The sequence below is a fragment of the Rhodoferax sp. GW821-FHT07G04 genome, assembly GCF_059418585.1.
In genome coordinates this window covers 978,258-998,440 of record NZ_JBWKQD010000002.1, presented here as the reverse complement: position 1 = coordinate 998,440, position 20,183 = coordinate 978,258, and the positions used below count along the sequence as shown (strand labels likewise).

Sequence of the window (20,183 nt, the reverse complement as noted above, 5' to 3'; positions counted from 1 at the left end):
AACCCCGCTCTGTGCCGCCCCATCCACACACCCCAGCGAGTTCCCTATGACCTCCACCAACACCCCTGACACACCCGCATCCGAGAACCCCGGAGCAGAACCCGGCGATTGGTCCGACGCCGTGAGCCCGGAACAGTTTGACACCCTCGACGCCATCCTCGACGACCTGCGCACCCGTTACGACGAAACCCCGCAGTGGGAGTTTTGCGAGGGTTTCATGGCGGCCCTGATCTGCTGCCGCCGCGCCATCCCCCAGGCTGAATACCTGGATGTGCTGCTGGCCGTGGCAGACGATGGCGCGGGCGATGCACCGCAGGTGGTGCAAGACGGCGAGGCCGCGCCGGAGGCAGGTGGCTCTTTCGCCGACGCAGCCCAGCGTGCGCAGTTCCTGCAAATCTGGGACCAGCGCTGGGCCGAGATTAAGACCGCGCTGGATACCCCCACCGAGACCTTGGAAGACGCCATGGCTTACCACCCCGAGGTGCTGGACGTGCGTGGCACATTGGCTGGCCTGCCCGAAGCCGAGCGCGCCGACCTGCGCGACGAGGTGTTGCCGGCCTTCGCGCAGGTCTGGGCCCTGGGATTCATGTATGCGGTGGAAGCCTGGCCCGAAGAGTGGGCCGAGCCCAGCGACAAGAAGGCCGCCAAATGGCATGACATAGCCCTGCAAGCCGTTGTGGCCCTGACCGAAGACGACGAGGGCGAGCCCGAGTTGTCCCCCTTCAGCGACGACGGTCCGCCGTCCGTCAGCGTGGACCGACTCAATGCCTTTGGCGACGCCGTATGGTCGGTGTACGACTTGCGTGAAATCTGGCGCAACATCGGCCCGCGCGTGGAGACATTGCGCCGCACCGATGTGCCCGGGCGCAACGACCCCTGCTACTGCGGCAGCGGCAAGAAATACAAGAAATGCCACGGCGCCTGAGCGGCTGAATATCTGGTTGCCACTACCGTAGAGGCACGCTAGGATGTGCCACACACGCGGCACAGTTGCAATGCGCGTTCACGCCGCCAACCGCGGTGGGGTCCCCATCTTTTTGGAGTCGTCGAATGAACATTTCTTCCTGGACCGTGCGCGCGCGGCTAACCATTGGCTTCGGCGTGGTGTGCGCTCTTATGTTGCTGATGATGGGCGTGGGGCTGTTTTCCATGGCCCGTATCGAAGCCGATGTGGTGAACATCACCGATGACCGCCTGCCCAAGATCGACGCCACCAACACCATACTGACCCAGGTCGGCGATATTTCCACGGCACTGCGCGACATGATGCTGACCGCCGATGGGGTCGAGCGACAGAAGCAGACTGACAACATCACACAGGCCCGGGCCATCATCAAGAAGAATGTGGAGCTGCTGGACCAACTGGTGGTTGCGCCCAAGGGCATTGAGTTGCTGAAGGAACTCAAGGCGCAGCGGACCAAGTACATCGCAGGCCAGGACAAGCTCATGGACTTGGTCAAGACCGACAAGGCCGACGAAGCCAAGGCCTTTTTGAGCAGCGAGCTGCGTCCCAGCCAGATTGCGTACCAGACGGCCATCAAGGCCTTGACGGCCTTTCAGACCGAGTTGCTGGAGGCCTCCGCAAAGTCGGGCTCGCAAACCTATTCCAGTGCCCGTGTCATCATGATGGTGCTGGGCTTGATGGCGTTGGGCGTTGCCGCCGTGCTGGGCCTGATGATCACCCGCAGCCTGCTCAAAGAGTTGGGTGGCGAACCGGGCGAGGCTGCCGAGCTGGCCCGGGCCGTGTCGCAAGGTGACTTCACGCGCAGCATCGCAGTAAAGCCGGGCGACACGCAAAGCCTGATGGCCAGCCTCAACGCCATGCAGGGCAATCTGGCTCAGATCGTGACGACGGTCCGCACCGGGTCGGAGGGCGTGGCCACGGCCAGCGCCGAAATCGCTGAGGGCAATAACGACCTCAGTGCCCGCACCGAGCAGCAGGCCAGCGCGCTGGAAGAAACGGCGTCGTCGATGGAGCAATTGGGCTCCACCGTACGCCAGAACGCCGACTCGGCTCGCCAGGCCAACCAGTTGGCGCAAAGCGCATCCACCATCGCGGTTGAGGGTGGCAATGTTGTCGGCCAAGTCGTGGAGACGATGAAGGGCATCAACGAGTCCAGCCGCAAGATATCGGACATCATCAGCGTCATCGACGGCATCGCTTTCCAGACCAATATCCTGGCTTTGAACGCCGCGGTGGAAGCGGCCCGCGCGGGTGAGCAGGGCAGGGGCTTTGCCGTGGTCGCCAGTGAGGTGCGGTCCTTGGCCGGGCGCAGCGCTGAGGCGGCGAAAGAAATCAAGATGCTGATCAATGCCAGCGTGGAGCGGGTCGAGCATGGCACCGCGCTGGTGGATCAGGCCGGTACCACCATGGCCGAGGTCGTCAGCAGTATCAAGCGCGTCACCGACATCATGGGCGAGATCAGCGCCGCCAGCAATGAGCAAGCCACCGGTGTGGCCCAAGTGGGTGAAGCGGTGACGCAGATGGACCAGACCACGCAGCAAAATGCCGCGCTGGTGGAGCAAATGGCAGCGGCCGCCAGCAGCCTCAAGAGCCAGGCCGGTGAGCTGGTGCAGGCCGTGGCTTTTTTCAAAGTGACGGCCCAGGCCGGTGCATCCAGCATGCCCCGCACAGCGGTGCGCGCACCAGCCTCGCAGGCCAAGCCTTTCAAGGGCGATGAGCGCCGTGCGATCGGTGTGTCGTCTGCAGCTGCGCGCAAACCCGCTGCTAGTACCGCTAAACCGGTAGCTGCCGCGCCCAGTCCTGCAGCTCCACCCAAGAAGCAGACCAAGCCTGCCCCTGCGGGCGGGGATGACGACTGGGAGACTTTTTAGGCTCTCGCACGGGGCAAGGGCGGCAGAGCGTTATGCTCCGTGTCCCCCGCCCGCTGTGCGGGCTCCTCCTTTACCTACGCAAAACGCTTTGGCGCCCTGGCCCCCGGGCTGGTGTGGGGCTAGATCACCAAGGGTAGGGCTTCGGCTAAGAAGTCATAGACCGCACGGATGCGCCGGTTGGTGCGGATCTCGCGGTGCACGGCCAGCCACATCGGCAGGTCGGGAATGGGCAACAGGCCCTGCAGCACGGGCAGCACATCGGGCTGGCTGCGGGCCATGTAATCGGCTACAAAACCCACGCCCAGGCCGGCGCGCACCGCCTGCCATTGCACGATGAGGTCGTCGGTGCGCAGCGCAAAGGCCTCGCCCCCCACCGGGAAGCCCATGGCCTGAAAGCCGCGCAGGATGGCGGTGTCGGTGTCACCGCCGATCAGGTCGTGCTGCAGCAGGTCCGGTGGTTGGCGGATGGCGGTGCGCCGGGCCAGGTAGCTGCGGTGCGCATAGGCGCCTACGCCCACATTGCCGATCTTCTTGGCCACCAGCGTGCCCTGCTCGGGGCGCACCATGCGCACCGCAATATCGGCTTCGCGGCGCAGCAGATTGGACACCTGGTTGCTGGACACCAGCTCCACCTGGATGTCGGGCAGGGCCAGGCGCATGCGCGCCAGCAGCGGTGGCATCAATTGCACGGCTACGGGCTGGCTGGCGGTGATGCGCACGGTACCCAGCGTTTCGGCCTGCGCGCCGGTCAAGGTGCGGGTCAGTTGCAGGGCTCCAGCCTCCATGCCGCGGGCGGATTCTGCCAGCTGCAGGGCGGTGGCTGTGGGCACCAGGCCGCGGCCGGTGCGCTCGAACAGCACCACGCCCAGTTGGCTTTCCAACTCAGCAATATGGCGGCCCAGTGTGGGCTGGCTGGTCTTGAGCACGCGCGCGGCGCCCAGCAGGCTGCCGTGGTCCAGCGCGGCGAGGAAGGAGCGGATCAGGCTCCAGTCAAAGGCATTCGGGTTGGGCATGGGGTGGGTCGGTATTCAAAAGTGAATAACTGGTGTGAGCATATATGCAATTGTGCAAAGTGCCCAATATTTCCACAATTCCTCCATCGCTACCCAACCCAACCGCAGAGGAGTCAACACCATGCACACCGATACCACCATCGCTACCAACACCGTTCTGATCCTCGGCGCCCGCGGCCGCTTTGGCCTGACCGCCGCCCGCGCCTTTGCCGAAGCCGGTTGGCGCGTCCTCGGCCAGACACGCCCAGGGGTTGAAACGCCCCAAGAAGCAAGCATCGAATGGCTGGGCATTGATCTGAACAACACCCAAGCCCTGGCGCAAGCAGCCCAAGGCGCAACCGTGGTCGTGCATGCTTTGAACCCCGCCTACACCAACGCCGCCTGGCAAACCCAGGTGCTACCCATGACCGACGCCGCCATCGCCATCACCCGCGCACTGGGCGCCACGCTGATGGTGCCCGGTAATGTCTACAACTTTGGCGCCGCCATGCCCGCCGTGCTGCGCGAAGACACGCCGCAAACCGCCCGCACCGTCAAGGGCCAGGTCCGCATCCAGATGGAGCAGCGCCTGCAGCACAGTGGCGTGCGCAGCATCGTCATCCGGGCCGGTGATTTCTTCGGCGGTGGCAAGGGCACCTGGTTCGACACTGCCATGGTCAAGGACATCCGCAAAGGTGTGTTCACCTACCCCGGTGCACCTGATGTGTCCCGCGCATGGGCCTATTTGCCGGACCTGGCGCGTACCTTTGTGGCCGTAGCCGAGCGGCGCGCCCAGTTGCCGGCTTTTGAGGTGCTGCACTTTGCCGGCCACCGCATCACCGGCCAGCGCTGGATGGATGTGCTGGCGCCACTGGCCCAGTCCCAGGGTTGGGGCAAGAAGCCCGGCGCGGCACTGAAGCTGGCCGGTCTGCCCTGGCCCATCATCCGCATCGGTGCGCTGTTCGTGTCCACATGGCACGCGCTGCTGGAGATGCACTACCTGTGGAACACGCCCCATGCACTGGCCAATGACAAGCTGGTAGCGCTAATCGGCGCCGAGCCCTTTACGCCGCTGCCCATTGCCACACAGGCTGCGCTGGTGGATCTGGGGCTGCTGCCCGCCGTGCCGGCCCCGCGCGCAGTGAGGCTCGAAACCCAGCGCGCCGCGCTAGCCCAGTAACCCCCTTCACTCCACCGAGCACGACCATGAGCCACCATCCCTACAACCCCAAACGCGGCGAGCCTTTGCGCCGTCGCCAGTTCATACGCCTGGTTGGCGGTGGCGCGGTGTCCGCCATCGCCGTGGCTGGCACGGCGGGCCTGTCCGGCTGTGCGCAAGGCATGCCGCCCGAGGCGATTGAAGCCTGGGCCGGTCCGGGTAGCGACATCGCCCAGCAGAGCGATGTGCGGCGCTGGTTGCTGAGCTACGCCATCCTGGCGCCGCATTCGCACAACCTGCAGTCCTGGGTGGCCGACCTGCGCACGCCGGGTGAGATCACGCTGTACTGCGACCTGCAGCGTGTGCTGTCGCAGACTGACCCACTGTCGCGCCAGATCATGGTGAGCCACGGCACCTTTCTGGAATTGCTGGACCTTGCCGCGCGTGAAAAAGGTTTGCGCACCGATGTCACGTTATTTCCCCAGGGTGCCTTTGGCCCCGCCAAGCTCGACACCCGCCCGGTGGCCACGGTGCGCCTGACACCGGACGCCATGGTGCAAAAAGACCCGCTGTTCGCCTACATCCTGCAGCGCCATACCAACCGCAGCGCGTATGACATCACCCGCGCCGTGCCCGCTACAGCCTGGACGGCGATGGCGATGGCGGCGGCGGCCGGCGGCGCGGCCCCCGTGCGCACGGGCTTTGCTGGACTGGAGCAGGGCGCGGCCACGCTGGACCAGCACCGCAGCATTGCGCGGGACGCCTGGCGCATCGAGCTGACGGTGCCGCGCACCATCATGGAGTCGTTTGACGTGCTGCGTGTGGGCCAGTCCGAGATCGCTGCCCATCGCGACGGCCTGTCGCTGACGGCGCCTATGGTGGTGGCCATGGACAGGCTGGGCCTGTTCGACCGCAAAAACGCCCCCAAGCCCGACGACTACGCCACCACCAGCCAGATCCAGGCCTTCGATGCCAAACTGGCCTCCACCCCCGGCTTCTGGTGGCTGGTGACGCCGGGCAATGACCGCGTGACCCAGGTCAACGCGGGCCGCGCCTATGCCCGTGCGCAGTTGGCGGCCACGGCCCAGGGGTTGGCGCTGCACCCGCTGTCGCAGGCGCTGCAGGAGTATGCGGAGCAGCAGAAGCCTTATGCCGACATCCACGCGCTGGCCGGCGCCACCGCCAGGGGCGAGACGGTGCAGATGTGGGTGCGAGTGGGTTTTGCGCCAACCGTCGAGCCCGCGCCACGGCGGCGACTGCTGGACTTCATTCGGACGTAGGGAAAAACGTGAGAGTTAGGAGGCTGGGCGGCGGGGCGTTCTGCGCAGGTAAAGGAGGAGACCGAAGGGCGGGGGACACGGAGCAGAACGCTCCGCCGCCCAGCCTCCTAACGTAGCAGCTCAACCAGACGCCGCAGCGCATGCTGCACTGTGGCGGAACGCACCTGCGCGCGGTCACCGGCGAAGTGCTGCAGCTCAGTCACCACACCAGCCGGCGTCGCCCAGCCCAGCCAGACCGTGCCCACCGGCTTGGCCTCACTGCCACCACCGGGGCCGGCCACACCGGTCACTGCAACCGCCACCTGGGCGGCAGAGTGTTGCAGGGCGCCCTGCACCATGGCGCGCACCACGGGCTCACTGACGGCGCCGTGGCGGGTGATCAGCGCGGCGTCCACGCCCAGCATCTCGGTCTTGGCGGCGTTGGAATAGGTCACAAAGCCGCGCTCAAACCAGTCGCTGGAGCCCGCCAGGTCGGTGCAGCAGGCGGCGATCATGCCGCCGGTGCAGCTCTCGGCGGTAGCCAATGTCCAGCCATGTGCTTTGAGTAAATCGGCCGCTAGCCCTCGTGAAATATGTACATGTTGCTCCGAATTTGATAGTGAATCCGTTGCAGGCTTCATACCAGAAATCTCCACAGGGCGATGACCAGCACCGTGCAGGCGGCCGCCACGATGTCGTCCAGCATGATGCCAAAGCCGGCTTTGCGCCAGGCGGCGCGGTCGGTGGCCGGGTTCAGGTGGTGGTACAGGCCGTCGGCCCAGCCCACGGGGCCGGGCTTGACCGCGTCAAAGAAGCGAAACAGGCCAAAGGCCAGCATCTGGCCGACCAGGCCGGTGGGCATGACCAGCCACAGCACCAGCCAGAAGGCCACCACCTCGTCCCACACGATGCTGCCAGGGTCCAGTACCGCCATATTGCGCGCCGTCACGCTGCAGGCCCACCAGCCCAGCGGCAAGGACAAGCCGATCAACAGGCCCCAGCGCATGTCGTTCATCCACGGCGCCAGCACCAGGAACGCCACCCAGGCCCACAGCGTGCCAGCCGTGCCGGGTGCGATGCGCGACAGGCCGGAGCCAAAGCCCAGCGCAATCCAGTGCGCCGGGTGGGACAACAAAAAGCGCAGGCTGGGCCGCGCCACCGGCGGAGGGCGGCCGCCATCGGCCGGGAACACCGTCACCGGGTCGGCAAAGGGGTCAGGCTGGTGGGCATCTGCATTCATGGTCGGGGCGGTAACTGTGCCAGGTAGGCATCGAGCTGTTCAAAGCTGGCATTGCAGCCCTGGGTCATGGAGGCGTGGCCGGCTTTGAACGCCGCGATCTCGTCCACGGTGGCGTCATGCGGCTGCCACTCGATGCGGATGTGGGTCTTGTTGTCGCCCTCGGCAACGAATGTGGTGGTCGACAGCGTCTGCAGCGGCCAGGCGGCCGACATGGGGTGGCGCGTGATGCCGCCATTGGCATCGGAGAAGGCCACGACCATGGACAGCGTGTGCGGCGCGTCTATGGTGACAAAGGTCCATTTACCCCACATCTCAAAGCCGGTCGGCGTGCGCAGGCAGTAGTGAAATTCGCCGCCGGGGCGCAGGTCAAAGCGGCTGACCGGCATGGAGAAGCCCGTGGGGCCGAACCATTGCATCAGCGGCTCTTGCTCGGTATAGGCCTTCCACACCGCGTCCAGCGGCCCGTTGACCGTGCGGCTGATGCGAAAGGTGGCGTCGGGGTTGGTGTTGAGGGTTGTCATGGCGGGTTCCGTCGTGGCTCGTGGCAGTGGGCGGGTGTTGCGCCATTATCAGCCGCCCCCAGGCGAGGCTGCGGCACTTTTGCAGCCTCAGACGGAAGAAGGGGAGGGGGATGCCGCTTGACTGCGTTGGTGGTTGCACACAGCGTGGCTGATGGCCAGGTTTTCCAGGTGGCTGTTGCCGCCTTCGCTCAGGGGCTTGATGTGTTCCAGCGTGGCCTCTGGCGGAGCCACGGGCTGGCCGCAGACCCAGCAGGGCACGACGCCGTGCAGTTGCCGGGCTACGGTTTTGTAGATTTTGTCGCGGGTCAGTCCTAATCGGCTCATGCTGAAGTGAAGTGGTTGAAGGCTTGGAAGCTGTTGGCTAGCACGGTGCCCTGCGCATCCACCAGGCGCAGCCCCGGTGCTGGCTCGATCTGGCCTATGCAGGTGACCGGCGTGGTGCTGGTCTGGGCTGCTGCTTGCACGGCGGCGCGTTGGCTGGGCGGGGCGCAGAACACCAGCTCGTAGTCGTCGCCACCGGCCAGCACGCAGCGCAGGGCCATTTCAGCGGAAACGGTTTTGCCAAACTGGCCGCTAGCCCCCGTCAAATCTAGGTGAGATGCTAATAAACTCATAGCAACGCTGGTGTCCAGCCTGGCGCCAACGCCCGAGCGCTGCAGGATGTGGCCCAGGTCGCCGACCAAGCCGTCGCTGACGTCGGCCGCAGCACTGGCGATGCCCCGCAGTGCCAGGCCCAATGCCACGCGGGGCGTGGGTTGCTCCAGGCGCTGGCGGGCAGCGGCCAGCAGGTCGCCCGGCAACGCGATATGGCCCTGCAGCGCTTGCAAGGCCAGGCAGGCATCGCCCAGTGTGCCGCTCACATAGATGTCGTCGCCCACCTGGGCACCGCCGCGCAACAGAGCCGAGGTGGCTGGCAGGCCTGGTCGCAGGGCGGGGCCGGCGGGCACTTCGCCGAACACGGTAATGCAGATGTTCAAAGGCCCACGGGTCGTATCGCCGCCAATCAGCTCGCAGCCGTGGGCATCGGCCAACGCCAGCAGCCCTTGGGCAAACGGTTCCAGCCAGTTGGCGTCGGCCTGCGGCAGAGCCAGTGCCAGCGTAAAGGCCAGTGGCCGCGCGCCGCAGGCGGCCAGGTCGCTGAGGTTGACGGCCAGCGCCTTGTGGCCCAGGCGGTAGGGGTCGGTGCCGGCAAAGAAGTGCCGCCCCTCGACCAGCATGTCAGTGGAGATAGCCATCTGCATGCCCGGTGCAGGCTGCAACAGCGCGCAGTCGTCGCCCACGCCCAGCACAGCCCGCGGCGTGGGGCGCGTGAAGAAGCGCCGTATCAGTTCGAATTCGCCGATGGCCATGGTCGTTTGCTGCCGTCAGCCTTCTTCGCGGGCCGGGCGCAAAAAGCTCATCGGTGCCTGGCGCAGCCGCTCGAGCACGGCGCGGCGTATGCGCACGCGGCCCAGGCCGGTCACGCTGTGGGCGCGCAGGGCCACATTGAAGGCCAGGTAAAAACTCACACCCAGGTTCAGCGCGCCAATGAAGGGCAGGCTGGCGACTGCCCACCACAAGGCAGGGTTGCGCACCACATCCCAGCCCAGGCTGGCGCAGGCGGCGGCCAGTTGGCCGGTGGACAGTGTCACATGCCGCACATCCAGCCCCAGGCTGAAGAAGCCGAAGATGACCGGCAGCAGACCCAGCATGAAGCCCAGTGAAATATTGGACGCAAAGCCCGAGATATGGTCGCGCATGAAGCTCGCCCAGCGGTCGGCCCGCGCCGCGCCCAGGCGGCGGGTGATCTGCGGGTTGTAGCGTATGGCCGAGTCCAGCCGGTGCAATACAAACCAGTTTTCCACCCAGCCGGCAAAGATGCTGGCGGCAAACAGCAGCACGCCGGTGAAGGCGGCAAACAGCAGGCAAGGGCCTAATAGCGTCAAGGCATGGAAGACGTGGTCCGCTTCGGCCGCATTGATCATGGGCTTGCCGCGTAGCAGTTGCATGGCGCCCGAGATCAGCAGCACGCTCGGGAACACGACCACCACATTGCCCAGCACCGCCGCCACCTGCGAGCGCACCAGGTGGGTGACCTCGTCGACAAAATCCTTCAGCGCGCTGGCGTCGGAAAAATCGCGCAGCTTGGCGGCCATGGCCGGTGCCGTCATCGCCGGTTGTTTGGTGGCCAGCGTGCAATGCAGCAGCTGGATCAGCACAAAACTGCCCGCATAGACGACGCCGCACCAAAAGCCGTACCAGAAGGCGGTCAGGCCCACGGTCATGACCAGGAACTTCATCAGCGTGGTCAGCGCAGTCAGGGCGCCGCCGCCAGCGGCACTGCGCAGCATGGCGCGGTACTCGCCGCGGGTGCGGGTGATGTAGTGCTCGCCGCGCTCCGAGCTGCGTTCGGCCACCTTGGCGGCCAAGAGCGAGGTGCTGTGCGAAAACAGCGCACGCAGGCTGCGCTGCGACTGGCCCACGCTGGCCAGGTGCGAGAACAGCTGCGCCGTATGCACCGGACCTGGTGCGCCCATCAGGCAGTCCAGCAGCGTGCGGATGCGCAGCACGCGTTCGCGTAACTGGCGCAACCGAAACACCAAGTCCACCGAGATGCCGTGCGCGTCCAGATGGGTGTAGACGGTGGCGGCGGCATGGCGGCAGGCGTCGAGCTTGGCGCGAAAATGCTGGGCGGCCTGGGCCAGTGTGTCGGCGGAGCCGCTGCCGTCTTGCTGCGCCAGCCAGGTGTCGCGCAATGTGTCGAAGTCGGCCGCCAGCGTATGGAAGGGGCTGGCCTCCAGCGCGGGGGCGCTCATGCGCAGGCGTATCTCGGGCGAAAAGCCGGTGGCGCGGATCTGGCTGGTGCAGAAGTTGATGGCCTCCAGCAAGGTGTTTTGCCAATAGCTGAGCGTGGGGTAGGTCTGCACATCGTGGCCCGCGGCTGGGGCGCTGATCAGACGACCCAAGCGCTCCAAACTGTATTCCGACAGCTCGGCCAGCCACTGCGCATCGCGCGGGCTGGGCATGATCAGCGAGAACAGTTCCGACGCGTCGCTGGTCTCGGGCGACACCGGCAGCAGCTTGTAGTGCAGGCGGTCTACCAGCTCGCTGACAAAGGCGTTGCGCGATGCAAAACCATAGTCCGACAGCAGCGTTGTGCCATCGACCGATTCCACCAGCGTGCGCCACCAGACCTGCAGGCGCACTGTCATCTCGGGGCTGGCTTCGACCGCGTCCAGGAAGATGTCCATGCGGGCCGATGCGCTTTCGGTGGGCGCCGCGCTGCCGCGTATCCAATCGACCAGGGCGATCAGCCACAGGTGGCGCTGCACCTGCGGTGCATCCGCATCCATGGTCTGGAGCAAGGCAGCCAATGCCTGGCCACTGCCGCTGTGCTTGCCGGGCAGGGTGGGTGCCGCTACTGCGTTGGAGGGCATCAGTGCAGCGTGCGCGACCCGCCCACGCCGGACTCGCCGCTCAGCGCGTCGAGTACAAACATGGGCACATCGGCGTCAAACTTTTCACCGTCTTCGGCCACGCAGAAAAAGCTGCCGTGCATGGTACCGGTGGGCGTGCGCAGCCGCGTGCCGCTGGTGTATTCAAAGGCCTGACCGGGCTTGAGCAGAGGCTGCTGGCCGACGACGCCCAGGCCCTTGACCTTTTCGGTGTGGCCATTGGAATCGTTGATGTTCCAGGTGCGCGAGATCACCTGGGCTGCTATGTCACCGGTGTTGCTGATGGTGATGGTGTAAGCAAACACATACAGGCCTTCGTCGGGCGCGGACTGATCGGGCAGGAATTGGGGTAGAACTTCGACAGAGATTTGGTACTTGGCCATAGGGCGCAATGCTATCCGGTCCTGAAAGACAGTTTCGCGCCAAGGAATCAAGTGTTTAAACTCCAGGGATGACCTTCCGCATCGCCCCCTCCATACTCTCTGCCGACTTTGCCCGCCTGGGCGAAGAAGTCAAAAACGTCATCGCCGCCGGTTCCGACTGGATCCATTTCGACGTGATGGACAACCACTACGTGCCCAATTTGACGTTTGGCCCCATGATCTGCCAGGCCTTGAAGCCACATGCCAAGACCGTCGCCGGCGTGGCCGTGCCAATTGATGTGCATCTGATGATCTCGCCAGTGGACGCGCTGGCGGCGGCCTTTGCGGATGCCGGGGCCGACTACATCAGCTTCCATCCCGATGCGTCCAGCCACGTGCACCGCAGCATCCAGGCCATCAAGTCCAAGGGCGTCAAGGCCGGCCTGGTTTTCAACCCCGCCGAACCGCTGGATGTGCTGGACTGGGTGATCGACGACATCGACCTCATCCTCATCATGAGCGTCAACCCTGGCTTTGGCGGCCAGAGTTTCATCGACTCGGCACTGCGCAAGATCGAAGACGTGCGCAAGCGCATCACTGCCAGCGGCAAGGACATCCGCCTGGAGGTGGACGGCGGCATCAAGGCGGACAACATCCGCCGTGTGGCCGATGCCGGTGCCGATACCTTTGTGGCCGGCAGCGCCATTTTTGGAAAACCCGATTACAAGGGCGTTATCGACGCCATGCGGCAGGCGCTGGCTGCCTAGGCCACACCAACCCCGCTGCTTGGTACAGGCGACCCTTTCGCAAACCCATGCCAAGCAGTTCCATTCCATCCAAGCCTGCGGCCGAGATACCCGCTGAGACAGCGGCCGCGCAGGTGGAGCGCCTCAAACGGCTGGCCCTGGTGGCCGAGCGCAGTTCCAATGCCGTGGTGCTGGCCGATGCCGACCGCACCGTGGTCTGGGTCAACAATGCTTTTTCCGCCATGACCGGCTTGCCCGCAGAGGCCTGCCTGGGCCAGCGCATGGCCGTGCTGCTGGAGCGCGGCAATGCCGACCCCACGGTGGCGGCGCAGTTCCAGGACGCGGTCGCCGCGGGCCTGCCGCTCAAGCGCGAGATCAGCCTGCGTTCCACCACCGGTGAGGCGCGCTGGGCCTTGATGGACATGCAGCCCATGCGCGGCGACGATGGTGCGGTCAGCGGCTGGGTCACAGTGGCCACCGACTTGACCGATGTGCGGGCCCAACAGCGCCTGTTGTCGTTGGCGGTGGACGGCGCGGGTTTGGGCACCTGGCAGTGGGACGTGCGCAGTGGCGGCATGCAATGCAATGACCGTCTGCTGGAGATCATGGGTTACCAGCGTGAGCAGATGGCCATGCATATTGACGCCTGGAACGCGTTGATACACCCCGATGACCTGGGGCCCTGGATCACGGCGGTGACCGCCCAGTTGCGCGACTCCAGCATGCCACTGCGCATGTCCTTGCGCATACGCCACCAGGCCAGCCGCTGGGCCTGGATCATGTTCGTTGGCGCGGTCGTGGATCGCTCCAGCAAGGGCCACGCTATCCGCATGGCCGGCGTTGCCATGGATGTGCAGGCGCAAAAGGCCATGGAGCAGGAACTGCGCGCTGCGGCCCGTACCGACAGCCTGACGCAGTTGCCTAACCGCAGCGCGGCCCTGCAGTCCATTGCCCAGGCCATCCAACGCCGCCAGGCCCAGCCGGGCTACCATTTTGCGGTGCTGTTCATGGACTTTGACCGGTTCAAGCAGGTCAACGACACGCTGGGCCATGCTGTAGGGGATGCGCTCTTGCGCCAGATCGCCACCCGCCTGCAGCACAGCCTGCGGCCCGGCGACAGCCTGATGCACACCAGCGACTTTGCGCATCTGGCGGCCCGTATCGGCGGCGACGAATTCGTCGTGGTGCTGGACGATATCCGCGGTGACCTGGATGCCGAAATCGTGGCCAGCCGATTGATCGATGTGCTGTCCATGCCCTACACCATCGGCTCCAACCGGGTCAATTCCTCGGTCAGCATTGGCATTGTCACCAGCGCCTATGCCGCAGAAGACGCCGATGGCGCGCTGCGCGACGCCGACATTGCGATGTACGAGGCCAAGCGCACGGGCCGCGCCCGCTATGTAATGTTCGAGCCCTCGATGCGCCAGCAGGTCAGTGCCTCGGTGGCGCTGGAGAATGACTTGCGCCTGGCGCTGGAAAAGCAGGAGCTGTTCGTCGTCTACCAGCCGCTGGTCGACCTGGAGCGCGGCACATTCATCGGCGTGGAGGCGCTGCTGCGCTGGCGCCATCCACGGCGCGGTCTGGTGTCGCCGGTGGAATTCATCCCAGTGGCCGAGGCCTGTGGCCTGATCGCGGCGCTGGGCCAGTTTGTACTGCAAACCGCCTGCCGTACGTTTGCCGCCATGCCACTGGCCACCGCCCCCGGCGCGGTACCCACGCTGTCGGTCAACCTGTCGCGTGCGCAGTTGCGCCAGCCAGGCCTGGCGGCCGATGTGCAGGACGCGCTGCGGGCCAATGGCCTGGCGCCCCAGCAACTGGTGCTGGAGGTCACGGAAAGCCTGGCCGCGCAGGATGAAGAGGTGTTGACTACGTTGCACGCGATACGCGCACTGGGTGTGGCGCTGTCGCTGGACGACTTCGGCACGGGCTATTCCTCGCTGTCCTGCCTGCACGAGCTGCCGGTGAATTACGTCAAGGTGGACCGCTCGTTCGTCAGCCGCGCCCAGGACAGCCCCTACCACCGCGTGCTGATCGAGGCCACGATACGCATGGCCCACACGCTCGGGCTGGGCACGGTAGCCGAAGGTATTGAAACCGAAGGGCAGGCGCAACTGATGGCGGAGCTGGGGTGCGACAAGGGTCAGGGCTATCTGTACAGCAAGCCGCTGGAAGAAGAGGCCCTGGTGGCCTGGACACAGGCGCGCACCGCCGCCTAAGTCGGCAGGCGGGGGCCGGGGCTAAAAGGTTTCCCAGTCGTCATCGCCACCGGCCGGGGTGGGCTGTTTGGCGCGTGCGGCCACTGCAGGTTTGGGGAGCGCGGTGGCTGCTTCCGGTTTGGCAGCCGGTCTGCTGGCCAGTTTGGGGGCTGGTGCGGTCGGGCGGGGCGCGGTGCTCGGCTTGCTGGCGGCCATCGGCGCCCGCGCAGGGACCGACCGGGCCAAGGCTCCACCGCCGTCATCCACCTTGAATTCGGCCACCACTTGCACCAGATCGTTGGCCTGGCTCTTGAGGCTGCTGGCCGCGGCGGCCATTTGCTCCACCAGGGCGGCGTTTTGTTGCGTGGCCTGGTCCATTTGCATGACGGCTTCACCCACCTGCTGCACGCCCATGCTTTGTTCGCCACTGGCCGCGCTGATCTCGCCCATGATGTCGGTGACGCGCTTGATACTGTCCACCACTTCTTTCATCGTGGTGCCGGCTTGGTCCACCAGGGCCGTGCCGTGGCCCACACGCTCCACGCTGGCACCGATCAGGGATTTGATTTCCTTGGCCGCCTCGGCCGAACGGCCGGCAAGCGAACGCACCTCGGATGCCACGACCGCAAAGCCCCGGCCTTGCTCGCCTGCGCGGGCGGCTTCCACGGCCGCATTCAAGGCCAGGATATTGGTCTGGAAGGCAATGCCATCGATGACGCTGATGATGTCGGAGATCTTCTTGGAGCTTTCGTTGATGCCCTTCATGGTCTGAACCACCTGGTCCACGACAATGCCGCCCTGCACGGCCACGCTGGATGCGCTTTGGGCCAACTGGTTGGCTTGGCGGGCGCTGTCGGCGTTTTGCTTCACGGTGGATCCCAGTTCCTCCATCGAAGCGGCCGTTTCTTCCAGTGCACTGGCCTGCTGCTCGGTGCGGGCCGACAAGTCGTTGTTGCCCTGGGCAATTTCGGCACTGGCCGTGGCCACGCTCTCGGAACCCTGGCGGACATTGATGACCAGCTTGGCCAGGCTGCTCTGCATCTCTTGCAATGACACCAGCAGGGCTGCAATCTCGTCTTTGCCGCGGATATCGATGGTGTTGTTCAGGTGGCCGTGGGCCACCTTCTCGGCCAGTTCTACGGCACGGGCCAACGGCAGCACGATCTGGTGACTCAGCCAGATGCCGCCGGCCATGCCCAGTGCGGCGCCCAGCAACATGACGATCAGGGCCAGGCTGGTGGCGCGGTCGGCGGCCTTGCTGGCTGCGGCCGCGATGGTGGCTTCATCCTTGGAGAGTTTGGTCTTGAGTTCCTTCATCAGCGCGCCGGATTCGCGGTCCTTGCCGCGGGCGGCCTTGTCACCAGCTGCCGGGTCCATGCCGGCGGCCTTGAACTCTTCAAAAGCCTTCTTGTAGGCCTCGCTCACAACGGGAATGGCCTGGTCCAGCTTCTGCAGCGTGGCCTTGGCCTCGCTGTCCATCTTCATGCCGTCCAGCTCCTTGAGCCCATCCTGGACCTGCTTCATCTCCTTGAGGTGCGAGCCCCAGTACTTGTCGAGGTCGGCCGGCTCTTTGCCGCGCAGCAGCACGTTTTTCCACTCTTGTACGGCGGACGAGAAGCTGGTGTCCACCTCGGCCACCTTTTTGTTGGCGGCTACCGTGTTCTTGACATCGATTTCATAAATGTCCAGAGAGCTATTGAGCTTGTAGATGCCGAAGAACCCCCCCAGAAGAAGCAATCCCAGAGCGAGGGCAAAGGCGAGCGGTAGTTTCAGGCGGAGTTTCATGTGACATCCTTGTTCGTGGATCCAACATTCACGCGTGTATGCCACTACTTTAGTCCTGTTTCGTTACTCCGTGTTGCAAATTTCATGCACCAGACGGACGCAAAAAAGCCCGCGGGCGCTGGGGCCGGCGGGCTTGTGGCACCAAGGGGCCTTGCCTGCTGCTTACTTGGTACCCAGCATCGCATCCTTGAGCATGAAGTCGGCTGGCGAGCTGCCAAACCAGATCGACATGATGGCGCGGTAAAACTCGGGCGACGTAAAGGGCTCGCCCTGCACCTGGCCCTTGGCGGTGACCACCATGCCGGTACCGGGAATCCAATCGATGGTGATGACATCACCGGGCACCAACTGCTTGTTGACGGTGAAGATGTCGCCCATGCGGATCAGGCCGGGAACCAGCTTGGACATTTCGGCTTTGGAGACGTTGTCTTCCACGCCCCGGGTCAACAGCTTGCCGAAGGGGCCGGCTTCGATTTCGCGCAAAAAGGTCATCGTCAGGCGTTTGGGGCCGGGGGCGGCCACCAATTCGTCCAGCGAGCTGACTTTCTTGCTGGTGTACAGGTCGGCCACATAGACCTTGAACGGGCCTTTGTAGCGCGTGCCGGCGCCATTGAGCTGCAATGTCGCGCCGCCGACCTGGCTGGTCTCGGGCACCTTGACCCCGTGGATAACCAAGGGGGCGGCAAAGGCGCTGGCGCTTATCACCAGGGCTGCAGAGGCCAGAATGAATCGTTGGAATACGGGCATGGAATCTCCCACTAAAAAATGAACGATCGTTCGCTTAATGCGCCAATTCTGCGCCGTTTACAAGTGGTAACAACCTAGGGTTTTCGCGAACTGGGTTACGAGTATCGGTCCAAAAGAGACCGACGCCGGGGTTTGATACACTGGGCGCATGTTCGTTCACCATATCTTTTTGACGGGTTGTAGCGACCGGGGAGCCTGGCCCTGGCGTACGCTGACCGTCATGCCTGAACCCGAGACTGCCGCTTACGCCTGATAACCAGGTGAAATGCGCGCGTGGTTCTCAACGGGTTCTGCGCGAACAAGCGGCACGGACTCCCCACTCCGACATCTTGCGCGCACCCAGTCTTCCCCCGGCCTGCCCAGGGGAATCGGTTTGAGAAAGAGACGCGCCCTCCGCTCGATTGCAAGACGGGTGCGTCGGTGGCACCCGGTGCCATCCTGCAATGAGAGGACTGCATTCCGTGATTTCAGAATCTGAATTCCAAGCCCTGGCCGCCCAAGGCTTCAACCGCATCCCACTGATGGCCCAGGCCTTTGCCGACCTGGAAACGCCACTCTCCCTGTACCTGAAGCTGGCCCACACGCCAGGCCAAACGCCAGATGCTGACAACGGCAAACACAGCTTTCTGCTGGAGTCCGTAGTCGGTGGCGAGCGCTTCGGCCGCTACAGCTTCATCGGCCTGCCCGCCCGCACGCTGTTGCGCGCCAGCGGCTTTGGCACCAACGCCCGCACCGAGGTCGTGACCGACGGCGTGGTGGTGGAAATCTCCAGCGCCAACCCGCTGGATTTCATCGCCAGCTACCAGCAGCGCTTCAAGGTGGCCCTGAGCCCCGGCCTGCCGCGCTTTTGCGGTGGCCTGGCCGGCTACTTTGGCTACGACGCCGTGCGCTATATCGAGAAAAAGCTGCAGGACACGTGTCCGCCCGACGAGCTGGGCTGTCCCGACATCCTGCTGCTGCAGTGTGAAGAGCTGGCCGTCATCGACAACCTGTCGGGCAAGCTGCACCTGATCGTGTACGCCGACCCCACCCAGCCCGACGCTTATGCCCGTGCCGGACAGCGTCTGCGTGCGCTGAAAGAGCGGCTGGCCCAGGCGGTCAGCATCCCGGCCGTCAAACCCACGCCCACCCACCCGGCCCAACGCGACTTTGCCAAGGCCGACTACATCGCCGCCGTGGAGCGCGCCAAGGAGCTGATTGCCGGGGGTGACTTCATGCAGGTCCAGGTGGGCCAGCGCATCAAGAAGCGGTACACCGAGTCGCCGCTAAGTCTCTACCGCGCACTGCGTTCACTGAACCCCAGCCCCTATATGTACTACTACCACTTTGGGGATTTCCATGTGGTGGGTGCGTCGCCGGAGATTCTTGTCAGGCAAGAGTTGGTCACCGCTGGCGCTGCAGTGTCTACAAAAATCACGATTCGCCCTCTGGCAGGCACGCGCCCCCGCGGCGCCACGCCCGAGCTGGACAAGGCCGCCGAGCAGGAACTGGTCGGCGATCCCAAGGAACGCGCCGAACACGTGATGCTGATCGACCTGGCGCGCAACGACATCGGCCGCATCGCCCAGATCGGCAGCGTCAAGGTGTCGGACGCCTTCTGTGTGGAGCGTTACAGCCACGTCATGCACATCGTCAGCAATGTCGAAGGCACGCTCTTGCCCGGCATGACCAGCATGGACGTGCTCAAGGCCACCTTCCCGGCCGGCACGCTGACCGGCGCGCCCAAGGTGCACGCGATGGAGCTGATCGACCAACTGGAACCCACCAAGCGCGGCCTGTACGGCGGCGCCTGCGGCTACCTGAGCTACGCCGGTGACATGGATGTGGCCATTGCCATCCGCACCGGCATCATCAAGAACCAGACTTTGTACGTGCAGGCCGCCGCCGGGGTGGTGGCCGACAGCGTGCCGGAGCTGGAGTGGAAAGAAACAGAGGCCAAGGCGCGCGCGCTGTTGCGGGCGGCGGAACTGGTCGAAGAGGGATTGGAATAATGAAAACCAACAAGGCGATTGAACAGGTGCAGCACTGCACCACGATGACCGATGTGCGCCGCTGTGTCGACGCGCTGGACGATGTGCTGGTGCCCCTGCTGGTGCAGCGCAGCGGCTACATGACCCAGGCTGCGCGCATCAAGCAGGCCGAGAACCAGGTGCGCGACGAAGCGCGCATCGAAGCCATCGTGGAGCGCGTGCGCGCACGTGCGGTGGCCGAGGGCGGCGAGCCCGCCGTCATCGAAGCCGTCTACCGCAGCCTGATGGAGGTCTGCATTTCCTTTGAGCACCGTGAATTTGCGCGCTTGCGGCAGGGAGAAACAGCATGAAACTCGTCATGATCGACAATTACGACAGCTTCACCTACAACATCGTCCAGTACATCGGTGAACTGGGCGCCGAGGTGGAAGTCTTCCGCAACGACGAGATCACGGTGGAAGGCATCGCCGAGCGCCGCCCGGACCGCCTGGTGGTGTCGCCCGGCCCCTGCTCACCAGCAGAAGCCGGCATCTCGGTCGCCGCCATCCAGCATTTCATGGGCAAGCTGCCCATCTTGGGCGTCTGCCTGGGCCACCAGAGTATTGGTGCGGCCTTGGGCGGCACCATCATCCGGGCGCAGCAATTGATGCACGGTAAGACCTCGGTGATCACGACGACGCAGGAGGGCGTGTTCGCTGGCCTGCCGAAGCAATTCACTGTCAATCGCTACCACTCGCTAGCCATCGAACGCGCCACTTGCCCCAAGGAGCTGGCCGTGACCGCGTGGACGGATGATGGCGAGATCATGGGGGTGCGCCACAGCGGCCTGGCCCACGCGGTGCGCATGGAGGGGGTTCAGTTTCACCCCGAGTCCATACTCACCGAGCATGGGCACGCGATGTTGAAAAACTTTCTGCTATGAAAAGTCTAGCAAT

General features: G+C 64.8%; 19 protein-coding genes. 9 read left to right on the top strand and 10 right to left on the bottom strand.

Annotated features, from left to right (window positions below):
• Positions 1-46 precede the first annotated feature (46 nt).
• Together AC07OO_RS13785 and AC07OO_RS13780 are read left to right on the top strand one after the other, a co-directional pair.
• The gene (locus AC07OO_RS13785) at positions 47-925 is read left to right on the top strand and encodes a UPF0149 family protein (RefSeq protein ID WP_495082665.1); all 879 of its coding nucleotides are present in this window, start codon (positions 47-49) and stop codon (positions 923-925) included.
• A gap of 125 nt (positions 926-1,050) precedes the next feature.
• Positions 1,051-2,835 (top strand): methyl-accepting chemotaxis protein, encoded by a 1,785-nt coding sequence (locus tag AC07OO_RS13780; protein WP_495082664.1) that lies wholly within the window; start codon positions 1,051-1,053, stop codon positions 2,833-2,835.
• 119 nt (positions 2,836-2,954) lie between these two features.
• Here AC07OO_RS13780 and AC07OO_RS13775 read toward each other — a convergent pair whose 3' ends face one another.
• Positions 2,955-3,848 (bottom strand): LysR family transcriptional regulator, encoded by an 894-nt coding sequence (locus AC07OO_RS13775; RefSeq protein ID WP_495082663.1) that lies wholly within the window; start codon positions 3,846-3,848, stop codon positions 2,955-2,957.
• A gap of 121 nt (positions 3,849-3,969) precedes the next feature.
• Here AC07OO_RS13775 and AC07OO_RS13770 point away from each other — a divergent pair, with 121 nt between their 5' ends.
• Positions 3,970-5,007 carry a sugar nucleotide-binding protein gene (locus AC07OO_RS13770; protein ID WP_495082662.1) on the top strand — a complete coding sequence of 346 codons (1,038 nt, stop codon included), beginning with the start codon at positions 3,970-3,972 and terminating at the stop codon, positions 5,005-5,007.
• 26 nt (positions 5,008-5,033) lie between these two features.
• Entirely contained in the window at positions 5,034-6,266 is a 1,233-nt protein-coding gene (locus AC07OO_RS13765; RefSeq protein WP_495082661.1) for an Acg family FMN-binding oxidoreductase, read from the top strand.
• Positions 6,267-6,373: 107 nt separating this feature from the next.
• Here AC07OO_RS13765 and AC07OO_RS13760 read toward each other — a convergent pair whose 3' ends face one another.
• The 7 genes from AC07OO_RS13760 to apaG all read right to left on the bottom strand — a co-directional run bounded on the left by AC07OO_RS13760 (position 6,374) and on the right by apaG (position 11,823).
• Complete coding sequence (locus AC07OO_RS13760) at positions 6,374-6,886, bottom strand: CinA family protein (RefSeq protein ID WP_495082660.1); 513 nt, start codon at positions 6,884-6,886, stop codon at positions 6,374-6,376.
• Positions 6,883-7,485, bottom strand: a complete 603-nt coding sequence (locus AC07OO_RS13755) for a phosphatidylglycerophosphatase A family protein (protein WP_495082659.1) — start codon at positions 7,483-7,485, stop codon at positions 6,883-6,885. Before AC07OO_RS13755 ends, AC07OO_RS13760 begins: the two co-directional genes overlap by 4 nt.
• The gene (locus AC07OO_RS13750; RefSeq protein ID WP_495082658.1) at positions 7,482-8,006 is read right to left on the bottom strand and encodes an SRPBCC family protein; all 525 of its coding nucleotides are present in this window, start codon (positions 8,004-8,006) and stop codon (positions 7,482-7,484) included. Before AC07OO_RS13750 ends, AC07OO_RS13755 begins: the two co-directional genes overlap by 4 nt.
• Before the next feature lie 87 nt (positions 8,007-8,093).
• Entirely contained in the window at positions 8,094-8,330 is a 237-nt protein-coding gene (locus AC07OO_RS13745) for an HNH endonuclease (protein WP_495082657.1), read from the bottom strand.
• Positions 8,327-9,349, bottom strand: coding sequence for a thiamine-phosphate kinase (thiL, locus tag AC07OO_RS13740; RefSeq protein WP_495083347.1), 1,023 nt, complete (start codon positions 9,347-9,349; stop codon positions 8,327-8,329). Before thiL ends, AC07OO_RS13745 begins: the two co-directional genes overlap by 4 nt.
• Positions 9,350-9,370: 21 nt before the next feature.
• Positions 9,371-11,422 (bottom strand): transporter-like protein TlpB, encoded by a 2,052-nt coding sequence (gene tlpB / locus AC07OO_RS13735; RefSeq protein ID WP_495082656.1) that lies wholly within the window; start codon positions 11,420-11,422, stop codon positions 9,371-9,373.
• Entirely contained in the window at positions 11,422-11,823 is a 402-nt protein-coding gene (gene apaG / locus AC07OO_RS13730) for a Co2+/Mg2+ efflux facilitator ApaG/CorD (protein ID WP_495082655.1), read from the bottom strand. Before apaG ends, tlpB begins: the two co-directional genes overlap by 1 nt.
• Before the next feature lie 68 nt (positions 11,824-11,891).
• Here apaG and rpe point away from each other — a divergent pair, with 68 nt between their 5' ends.
• Positions 11,892-12,569 (top strand): ribulose-phosphate 3-epimerase, encoded by a 678-nt coding sequence (gene rpe / locus AC07OO_RS13725; RefSeq protein ID WP_495082654.1) that lies wholly within the window; start codon positions 11,892-11,894, stop codon positions 12,567-12,569.
• Between the two features lie 47 nt (positions 12,570-12,616).
• The gene (locus tag AC07OO_RS13720) at positions 12,617-14,767 is read left to right on the top strand and encodes a putative bifunctional diguanylate cyclase/phosphodiesterase (protein ID WP_495082653.1); all 2,151 of its coding nucleotides are present in this window, start codon (positions 12,617-12,619) and stop codon (positions 14,765-14,767) included.
• Positions 14,768-14,788: 21 nt separating this feature from the next.
• Here the strand turns inward: AC07OO_RS13720 and AC07OO_RS13715 are convergent, their stop codons facing one another.
• Both AC07OO_RS13715 and AC07OO_RS13710 read right to left on the bottom strand, forming a co-directional pair.
• Entirely contained in the window at positions 14,789-16,531 is a 1,743-nt protein-coding gene (locus AC07OO_RS13715) for a methyl-accepting chemotaxis protein (protein ID WP_495082652.1), read from the bottom strand.
• 162 nt (positions 16,532-16,693) lie between these two features.
• Positions 16,694-17,278 carry a chalcone isomerase family protein gene (locus tag AC07OO_RS13710; RefSeq protein ID WP_495082651.1) on the bottom strand — a complete coding sequence of 195 codons (585 nt, stop codon included), beginning with the start codon at positions 17,276-17,278 and terminating at the stop codon, positions 16,694-16,696.
• A gap of 461 nt (positions 17,279-17,739) precedes the next feature.
• On the opposite strand from AC07OO_RS13710, the gene AC07OO_RS13705 reads away from it, so the two are divergent.
• The 3 genes from AC07OO_RS13705 to AC07OO_RS13695 are packed head-to-tail and all read left to right on the top strand — an operon-like array spanning position 17,740 to position 20,170.
• Positions 17,740-19,269: an anthranilate synthase component I family protein gene (locus tag AC07OO_RS13705; protein ID WP_495082650.1), complete on the top strand. Its 1,530-nt coding sequence runs from the start codon at positions 17,740-17,742 to the stop codon at positions 19,267-19,269.
• Complete coding sequence (locus tag AC07OO_RS13700; protein ID WP_495082649.1) at positions 19,269-19,598, top strand: chorismate mutase; 330 nt, start codon at positions 19,269-19,271, stop codon at positions 19,596-19,598. Before AC07OO_RS13705 ends, AC07OO_RS13700 begins: the two co-directional genes overlap by 1 nt.
• Positions 19,595-20,170, top strand: a complete 576-nt coding sequence (locus AC07OO_RS13695; protein WP_495082648.1) for an aminodeoxychorismate/anthranilate synthase component II — start codon at positions 19,595-19,597, stop codon at positions 20,168-20,170. The genes AC07OO_RS13700 and AC07OO_RS13695 overlap by 4 nt, the downstream gene beginning before the upstream one ends.
• Positions 20,171-20,183: the final 13 nt, after the last annotated feature.

Coding starts and splice junctions, on each gene's coding strand:
- AC07OO_RS13785 (WP_495082665.1), top strand. CDS start 47: ATGACCTCCACCAACACCCCTGACACACCCGCATCCGAGAACCCCGGA.
- AC07OO_RS13780 (WP_495082664.1), top strand. CDS start 1,051: ATGAACATTTCTTCCTGGACCGTGCGCGCGCGGCTAACCATTGGCTTC.
- AC07OO_RS13775 (WP_495082663.1), bottom strand. CDS start 3,848: ATGCCCAACCCGAATGCCTTTGACTGGAGCCTGATCCGCTCCTTCCTC.
- AC07OO_RS13770 (WP_495082662.1), top strand. CDS start 3,970: ATGCACACCGATACCACCATCGCTACCAACACCGTTCTGATCCTCGGC.
- AC07OO_RS13765 (WP_495082661.1), top strand. CDS start 5,034: ATGAGCCACCATCCCTACAACCCCAAACGCGGCGAGCCTTTGCGCCGT.
- AC07OO_RS13760 (WP_495082660.1), bottom strand. CDS start 6,886: ATGAAGCCTGCAACGGATTCACTATCAAATTCGGAGCAACATGTACAT.
- AC07OO_RS13755 (WP_495082659.1), bottom strand. CDS start 7,485: ATGAATGCAGATGCCCACCAGCCTGACCCCTTTGCCGACCCGGTGACG.
- AC07OO_RS13750 (WP_495082658.1), bottom strand. CDS start 8,006: ATGACAACCCTCAACACCAACCCCGACGCCACCTTTCGCATCAGCCGC.
- AC07OO_RS13745 (WP_495082657.1), bottom strand. CDS start 8,330: ATGAGCCGATTAGGACTGACCCGCGACAAAATCTACAAAACCGTAGCC.
- tlpB (WP_495082656.1), bottom strand. CDS start 11,422: ATGCCCTCCAACGCAGTAGCGGCACCCACCCTGCCCGGCAAGCACAGC.
- apaG (WP_495082655.1), bottom strand. CDS start 11,823: ATGGCCAAGTACCAAATCTCTGTCGAAGTTCTACCCCAATTCCTGCCC.
- rpe (WP_495082654.1), top strand. CDS start 11,892: ATGACCTTCCGCATCGCCCCCTCCATACTCTCTGCCGACTTTGCCCGC.
- AC07OO_RS13720 (WP_495082653.1), top strand. CDS start 12,617: ATGCCAAGCAGTTCCATTCCATCCAAGCCTGCGGCCGAGATACCCGCT.
- AC07OO_RS13715 (WP_495082652.1), bottom strand. CDS start 16,531: ATGAAACTCCGCCTGAAACTACCGCTCGCCTTTGCCCTCGCTCTGGGA.
- AC07OO_RS13710 (WP_495082651.1), bottom strand. CDS start 17,278: ATGCCCGTATTCCAACGATTCATTCTGGCCTCTGCAGCCCTGGTGATA.
- AC07OO_RS13700 (WP_495082649.1), top strand. CDS start 19,269: ATGAAAACCAACAAGGCGATTGAACAGGTGCAGCACTGCACCACGATG.
- AC07OO_RS13695 (WP_495082648.1), top strand. CDS start 19,595: ATGAAACTCGTCATGATCGACAATTACGACAGCTTCACCTACAACATC.